Raw genomic sequence first — 7,434 nt, 5'->3', positions numbered from 1 at the left:
GCAGTCTGGCTCACCGGTTCGGGCTGGCCTGACATTGCGGTCGCGCTGGCTCTTGTTGTACTCTTGCTGCGCTCTGCCATCCGCATCATTTCCTCGGCTATGGCGCAACTTCGTGCGACAGCCGCATAAAACCCTTCCGCTGCGGATGCGTCCGTAGCGGTATTCATCCGCGCAAGCTATAATTGCGTATGCAAAATACCCCTGAATCTTCTTATGAGCTGATCGTCGTCGGTGCCGGAGCGGCAGGAATGATGGCCGCCATCACCGCCGCACGGCAGGGCAACAAAGTCCTCCTCCTCGAAAAACTCTCCAAAATCGGCGCAAAACTCAAAGCTACAGGCGGCGGACGGTGCAATCTGACCAATACCCTCTCGAATGAGGATTTCATGGCCCGTTTCGGGCGCGACGGACGATTTATGACCCCCGCCCTCGAAGCGTTGGATCACAAAGCGCTGATCGCTTTTTTTGCCGGTATCGGCGTCGAGAGCCACGCACCTGATGGCTACCGCGTATTCCCCGTATCGCACAGCGCCGTGAGCATCATCACCGCGCTCGAAGAAGAGATGGCCCGTCTGGGAGTCACCCTCATCACCTCGACGCGTGTCGAGCGCCTCGAACATGACGGAGCGCGTGTCACAGGGGTCAGCACGGAAAAGCAAACTTACAGCGCTCCCAATGTCATCATCGCTACAGGCGGGCTTGGGTATCCGCAGCTGGGGGCCGAGGGGGACGGATTCACTATCGCTTCTGCCGCCGGCCACAAAGTAACTGAACTCTTCCCCGCCATGATGCCCTTGCGCACCAAAGAGACGTGGGTCGCCGCGTGCCGTGCCGATACGATCCCCAAAGCCGAGTTGCGCGTCGATCTGGCGAAAGCCAAGAACCTCCGGGCCAAAGGGGACCTGATTTTTACGGCCAACGGCATACGCGGCCCCGTCGTCCTCGATTTCGCCCGGGAGGTGAACCCCCTGCTCGCCAAATACGGCGAAGTCCCCCTTCTCATCAACATGACCAAAGGGCTGAACGAGGAGCAGATCAGAACGCACATCAAAAACGAGATACACAAACATCCCGAGCAGTCCGTGCTGACGCATATGATGACGCTGCTTCCCGAATCGCTCTGCCGCGAACTCTGCACTCTCGCCGATGCTGATCCGGATACGGGGTTCAATAAACTCGAAGGGATCGTGCGTGACCGTCTCGTCAAGATTCTGGCATGGACGCCGCTCACCGTTGTCGGGCATGACGGATTCAAAATGGCGATGATTACCCGCGGCGGCATATCGCTCAAAGAGATCCGCCCCGAGAGTATGGAAAGCAAACTCCTCAGGGGACTCTATTTTTGCGGCGAAGTGATGAACCTTGACGGCCCCTGCGGCGGATACAATCTCCAATGGTCGTTTTCCAGCGGCTATCTGGCCGGACAACTGGGGAAATCACCGGCCTGATACGCCGAGGCCATTGCGCTACACGGATACGACGCAGTTTCTTCCCGATTTTTTAGCGCGATAGAGGGCTTCATCCAGACGTTTGAATAACTGCTCTTTCGAATCACTCTGGCGGTAGCTGGCAACACCGAAGCTGCACGTCAGATGTTCCACTTCCTCAAAATATGCGGTCGAAATCGCATCTCTCATCTGTTCGGAGAGTTTAATGGCTGCGTCCAGCGTCGTCATCGGCATCAGGATCACGAACTCTTCGCCCCCCCATCGGCAAAAAACGTCGGATGCGCGTATGCGGCCGCGAATAATGTTCGCAAGGGAGACCAGCACCTTGTCACCAGTATCGTGTCCGTAGGTGTCATTGATTTTCTTGAAAAAATCGATGTCGAGCAGGATCAGCGAAAACTCTTTCTTATACCGTTCGGAGGTTTTGAAATACTGATCAAAATGAAGATTGAATTTCATCCGGTTTCCGGCTCCCGTCAAAGGGTCGGTCAGGGTCGCCTCCTCGAGGCTTTCAATTTTTTTCTGCCGTTTGGTGATGTCGCTCATAACCACCAGGATATGTTCCTGCGAGGAATGCTCTATCGGCCGAACGAGAAGCTCGAAGATGTAGTGTTTCCCCTCCCAATTGAGCAGTACGTTAAGACGTTTCTGCTGATGCCGGAGCATATAGCTGATCAACTCGCCCCCTTTGAGCCGCGATGCTTCGGTGTCTTCACATTCATAGGGTTCGAAATAGTTACACAAGCAGGCGTGTTCCTGACACAGAGTACTGATTTTTTCGACACCGAAAAATTCGGCGCATGCACGGTTGTAATCGATCAGCTTCCATTCACGGTCTACCGTAAAAATAAGGTTTTGTTCCATATTGAAGATCGTTTTCAGATAGCCGTTTTTCAGGCTCAGTTCCTGCGTTCTGGTCTTTACTTTCTCTTCCAGTGTCTGGTTCAGTTTTTTCATCCGGCTTCTTTGGCGTTCCTGCATCCAGAAAAAACTCCACAGCAGGATATGAACCGCCCATATCAGGGTGATCATCAGATAGCTTTTCTGTGTCAAAGAAACGTAAATCTCCGATCTCGTACCGGGTACGGTCATGGCAACGAAGACAGGATTCTTCGATGTAGAGTCCACCCAAATAGCGAAGCTTTTTTTCCGTCTCGTCGAAACGGTAATAGATTTTCTCGCCGGGATGCTCTCGCAGATACGCAAACGCTTCGTATTCAAAATCGCCTGAACGGTTAATCGGGTTGATCGGATGATCGCTCGTTATCCGGTAGCTGAAATCCTCGCTCTGCGTCATCTCGGAAAGCTGGCGCGTCATCCATGCCGGGTTGATTTTGATCAGCTTTTCGCCGGTTTGTGTCTGAACTGCGGCTTCATCGATCATTTCTTTGAGATAGGGATTGGGTTGAAGTTTGCCGTTAGAACGGACAAAAACCCCTCCAAAATGGGCTGCCCATGCGCGCGTGACGGTAATATTGTTATAGTGGACGGCTGCTTCTTTCAGAATATGTTCTTTGGCCTGTTCGATGTCCCCTCTCGCGTTTTTAATTTCCAAAATGGTTATCAAAGCCGCTGATGCACATAAGATGACGGTGAATCCGATCAGGCGGCTGTTTAGGGGTAAAGGCATTCGAAACTCTTTTTGAAAGATAGCCCGTAAATTAAAAAACAATTATAATTCGGGATGAAATTATACACCATTGCGGCTTTGTTAGTCGTATCCGGCGGGACAACTGCGGACGCGGATAAGCCGTTGATTAACCGCCAAACGCTACACTGTCGCCATCATTTCAAGGAGTATCATGACTCAGATTTTTCTTCTCACCTTGGTCATCGTTGTGTTTTACTGGATTTACAAAGGGTATTCGCGCAATCAGCACGCTTATTCGAAAAAACAGTTCGAAGGGTTTGTTCTCAATCCCGAACATTTGGCCAAAAGCGAGCTGGGGCTGTTCGTTGCCCTCACCGCAAAAGTGGCCAAAGCTGACGGGCGGGTCGACGAACTCGAAGCCGAACTGATCGGCAACATGTTCACCGACATCAGTTCTCTTTTTCCCGATCCGGATAAGACCAAAAGGATGCTCAAGGAGATTTTTGACCGCGAAAAACTGATCCCTTACAATCTCGACGAAGTCGCCTCATCGCTCTACCGCGTCTTGCAAAACGACCCCTACAAACGACGACGGATGATGGAGTTTATGGTCAACCTCGCCTACATCGACGGAACAATGAGCCACACCGAAGAGGCGATGCTGCATAAAATCGCCGCATTCATGCATCTGAGTGCCGATGAGCTTGGTATCATGCTCGAACAGTTCGGCTCGCTCCACCGCCAAAGCGTCAAAGAAAGTTCGATCGATCAGGCGTATGCGCTGCTGGGAATCGCGCCGGATGCAACCGACGATGCACTCAAGAAAGCGTATCGTTCCAAAGTGCGCGAATACCACCCCGATATCATCAAAGCCCAGGGAGCGTCCGACGAATACCTCAAAGAAGCGACCGCAAAAGTCCAGGACATCAATGCCGCCTACGAGATGATCAAAAAAAACCGATCGTAAATCGTTAATCAATCTTTCAAATAATTAAGACTATGATTGAAAAAAGCGGAGGCACTTATGAAAACAGGTGATCTGGACACATTCAAAACACAGCTGCTAGAAATGAAATCATCGCTCGAAGCCAACATAGCAAGGTTGAGAGACGAACTGGAATCGGTTGCGACGGAAAGCGGGGTCAGCGACTTGGAAGATCTTGCCTCGCTGGAAAGCGAAAACATGCATCACAACGCCCTGCTTGCCCAACAGCAGCACGAACTCTCCGAAGTGCTTCATGCCCTCTCGAAAATCGAGAACGGCGGCTACGGTATCTGCGAAGAGACAGGTGACGTTATTCCGCTTGATCGGCTGCGCGCGAAACCCCATACCCGTTACTGTGTCAGTGATGCGGAAAAACTCGGCCTGTAGGTTTTCCCGATTTTCTAAATAAAAACTTATATTAATATAATTATTTTCTATAGAGTGATCCTATTAATATTGTTTGATCTATGATGATTTCATTCCAATATAGGAGTTCATCATGTTACGCAAATGTTTGTGGTCGTGCGCCTTGATCGCCGCTTCATTTCAGCCTCTCAGCGGTGTTGAATACGACGGTGAAAAAAGTTATTTGCTTGAAACCAAATACGATATCTGCATCGTGCCTCCGCAAGTGAACGATGCCATCGCCAAAGGGGTAATGGTCATCGATTTGAAAAAAGCCAAAGCCCTGCACGAGCAAAAAGCCTATTTTTACGATGCGCGCGAAAAGCGGCATTTTCAAAAATCACGCGTCAAAGGGGCCAGACCCGTCCACTTTGAGCTGTCCAAAGCCGAATACATGGTCATTGAACTCCCAAAAGAAAAAGAGCAGCCGCTAGTGTTTTATTGCTACGGCGAATCATGTGCCAATTCGTACGAAGCGGCACTGGCCGTTCGAAAACTCGGCTACAAAAACGTCTACTGGTTTCTAAACGGCTTTAACGAATGGAAAGAAAAAGGCTATCCCCTCGATTAGCGTTCAGCGCAATCAGGGTGGCGAGAGGTAATTCACGCTATAATGCGATTATCATTTGCGCGTTCGGTCTGCGCTTGAGTCTCCCGCATTGGCCGCTTATCCTTCCTCGCCACGAGGTCAATATTTCAAGGACTTTCCATGTCATTAACCATCAAACGTCAAAATCACCGTATCCATCCCTGTAACGCATCCCGTAAAAACGAACTTCTTTCCCGTCTCGCGGCACAATACGACGACAAAAAAATCCTGATCGTCACGGCCGGCGCTGCCGAACAGATCATTGTGCCCGAAGGCAAAAACATTGCCTTGGTCAATGACGAAACGCTCGCGCAGGCAGGCGATCTGGCGTGCGACGTCCTTATCAGCTACGATCTTCCCGAAAAAGCCCTTGTCTATATGGCGCGTATCGCCAAAAGCCGCGATTACGCGCTGGTCTTAATGGATGCGGAAGAGCAAAAACGGCTTTACGGCATCGAAACGCTTCTGGGCCGTACGATCATTCAGGAGGTCATTACGGGATTCGAACCTGATTTCGGAATCGCCGCGGAGAAAAAAAGCAAAGAAGAAGCCAAAGCCAGACGTGCCGCACGCGATGAAGAGAACGCAAGACGCGATGAGCGTCCGAAACGCGATTTCAAGCCCCGCTTGGATACCGACCGCTCAAAAGCCAAACGCGACGACAGAGGGTTCCGAGACGATAAACGCCCTTCGAACAAAGACTCCAAACCGCGCTTTATAGGAAAAGACGAAAACGGCAAACCGATTTTTGAGGGAAAAACACGCGAACGCAACCACTATATTGACGGAACGCCGCGCAGCGACGCCGAAAAAGCGCAAAGAACCCCCTACGCCAATAAACCGAAATTTTTCGGGGACAAGACAAAAAGTGCAGAGGGGGAGAAGAAGCCTTACGCCGACAAGAAGTCCTTTGGAGATAAAAAACCGTATGGGGATAAAAAAGCTTTCGGAGATAAAAAGCCCTATGGCGACAAAAAATCTTTCACAGACAAGAAAACCGACGGCAAAGCCGAAGACAAAAAGTCCTATGGCGATAAGAAGTCATTCGGGAGACAAAAAACCCTACGACTCCAAAAAATCCTCAGAAACTCCCGCAGAACCGAAACGTCCGCCGCGCCGTATCACCGTCAAATCGTTCAAACCCGCAGAGGGGAAAGAGTAAACCTCTTTCCTAGCGCACGATAAACGCTTTTTTCTCTTCGAGGCGGTCATACATCATCAGCATATTATGGTAATGCGGATGAAGCGTCACATCGATCAGAAATGCTTTCCCTTCCAATATTTGTACCGCATTGGAAACCCTTTCACGGCCGAATACGTTGCATAATGCCTCTTCGTACTCTTCCCATGCCAGTTCCTGCTCGCGCATACGGATCAATTCGGCGACGATGTGTCCCGTTTTGTTGACCCCAAACTCCAGCAGCGTCAGAGCCTCCTCGAAATTTCCCGCAAGCAGGTGTATCTGGGCTTTGAATTCGGCCATCGTGAAATTGGATACGAAAATCACTCCGATGTTTTTTTCGACATTGAGAGTATCTTCGAGCGATTCGATGCTGTCCAGTATCTCTTCGGGATCGAATTCGTCAAAATGCAGCACCATCTCGCGGATCCGTTTTCCGCTGTTTTTGTTGTTGTAGACCATGTCCTCGATCGGATAGACCTCCGAAAATCCCGGAACGATCATCTGGCACGAATAAAACCCGAGATAATCGTATTCGCGCAGGTATACTTCCTTCCCCTGCGCGCGGATGATTCGTTCAAGGTAGGTGTATTCGTCCGCGCTTCCCTCACCCGCATAGCTCCACGGAGCATACTCGAAACTTTTTTTCGCACTCAGAAAAGGGAAACCAAGCTTGCCGTTGGAATCGATAAAATGCGATTCGAGATTAAAGCTGTCCGCAACGAGACTCATGTCAAACGTCGGCACTTCAAATGCGTCCAGTTCTTCGAGATTGCGTCCCTGCATCAGCTCCGTCATCGTCCGCTCCAATGACACCTGCAAAATGGGATGGGCGCCGAACGAAACGAACAGCGTCGAATTGGCGGGATTGATGAGCGAAATCGCCGTGACGGGATACTTGCCGCCCAACGAAGCGTCAAGCACTTCGACAATGTAGCCAAAAGAGCGTAAAGCGCTCACATCGGCACTCAGTTTATCAAACTGCTCGATCACCTCATCGGGATAGGCCGGAAGGGCGTATCCGTTTTTGATGATCTCTATTTTGGCGTGCCGTTCGCAGATTTCGCTCAGCCCCTGCACCTGTGCTTCGAGGGGAGTGTTGCCGGTGGCAAGACCGTTACTGACGTAGAGATTGCTCAAGATGTTCATCGGGATATACACCTTTTCTCGGGTTGATTGTTTGACAAACGGCAAGGCAACGATTTTGTCCGCGTAATCGCTGTTGAAATCGATCCA

At 50.6% G+C, this 7,434-nt stretch carries 8 protein-coding genes; 5 read left to right on the top strand and 3 right to left on the bottom strand.

Features of this window, described 5'->3' with window-relative positions:
* The first annotated feature begins 188 nt into the window (after positions 1-188).
* The gene (locus tag JU82_RS04805) at positions 189-1,448 is read left to right on the top strand and encodes an NAD(P)/FAD-dependent oxidoreductase (protein ID WP_037947222.1); all 1,260 of its coding nucleotides are present in this window, start codon (positions 189-191) and stop codon (positions 1,446-1,448) included.
* A gap of 18 nt (positions 1,449-1,466) precedes the next feature.
* Here the strand turns inward: JU82_RS04805 and JU82_RS11775 are convergent, their stop codons facing one another.
* Both JU82_RS11775 and JU82_RS11770 read right to left on the bottom strand, forming a co-directional pair.
* Positions 1,467-2,396: a sensor domain-containing diguanylate cyclase gene (locus JU82_RS11775; RefSeq protein ID WP_294892150.1), complete on the bottom strand. Its 930-nt coding sequence runs from the start codon at positions 2,394-2,396 to the stop codon at positions 1,467-1,469.
* Positions 2,278-3,078, bottom strand: coding sequence for a DUF3365 domain-containing protein (locus JU82_RS11770; protein WP_294892148.1), 801 nt, complete (start codon positions 3,076-3,078; stop codon positions 2,278-2,280). Before JU82_RS11770 ends, JU82_RS11775 begins: the two co-directional genes overlap by 119 nt.
* 172 nt (positions 3,079-3,250) lie before the next feature.
* Between JU82_RS11770 and JU82_RS04790 the strand changes: the two genes are divergently transcribed.
* From JU82_RS04790 to JU82_RS11765, 4 genes are all read left to right on the top strand, one after another.
* Positions 3,251-4,006 carry a TerB family tellurite resistance protein gene (locus tag JU82_RS04790; protein WP_037947219.1) on the top strand — a complete coding sequence of 252 codons (756 nt, stop codon included), beginning with the start codon at positions 3,251-3,253 and terminating at the stop codon, positions 4,004-4,006.
* Positions 4,007-4,063: 57 nt separating this feature from the next.
* The gene (locus JU82_RS04785) at positions 4,064-4,411 is read left to right on the top strand and encodes a TraR/DksA C4-type zinc finger protein (protein ID WP_037947229.1); all 348 of its coding nucleotides are present in this window, start codon (positions 4,064-4,066) and stop codon (positions 4,409-4,411) included.
* Between the two features lie 112 nt (positions 4,412-4,523).
* On the top strand, positions 4,524-5,000 hold the full coding sequence (locus tag JU82_RS04780) for a rhodanese-like domain-containing protein (RefSeq protein ID WP_037947216.1): 477 nt from the start codon (positions 4,524-4,526) through the stop codon (positions 4,998-5,000).
* Between the two features lie 138 nt (positions 5,001-5,138).
* Positions 5,139-6,203, top strand: coding sequence for a hypothetical protein (locus JU82_RS11765; protein ID WP_294892144.1), 1,065 nt, complete (start codon positions 5,139-5,141; stop codon positions 6,201-6,203).
* On the opposite strand, the gene JU82_RS04770 is transcribed toward JU82_RS11765, so the two are convergent.
* A partial coding sequence (locus JU82_RS04770) for a YcaO-like family protein (protein ID WP_037947213.1) occupies positions 6,190-7,434 on the bottom strand: 1,245 nt, incomplete at its 5' end. The genes JU82_RS11765 and JU82_RS04770 overlap by 14 nt on opposite strands.

The organism is Sulfuricurvum sp. MLSB (assembly GCF_000747095.1).
In the GTDB taxonomy this organism is placed as follows: domain Bacteria; phylum Campylobacterota; class Campylobacteria; order Campylobacterales; family Sulfurimonadaceae; genus Sulfuricurvum.
This window is presented reverse-complemented; position numbering and strand designations above follow the sequence as displayed.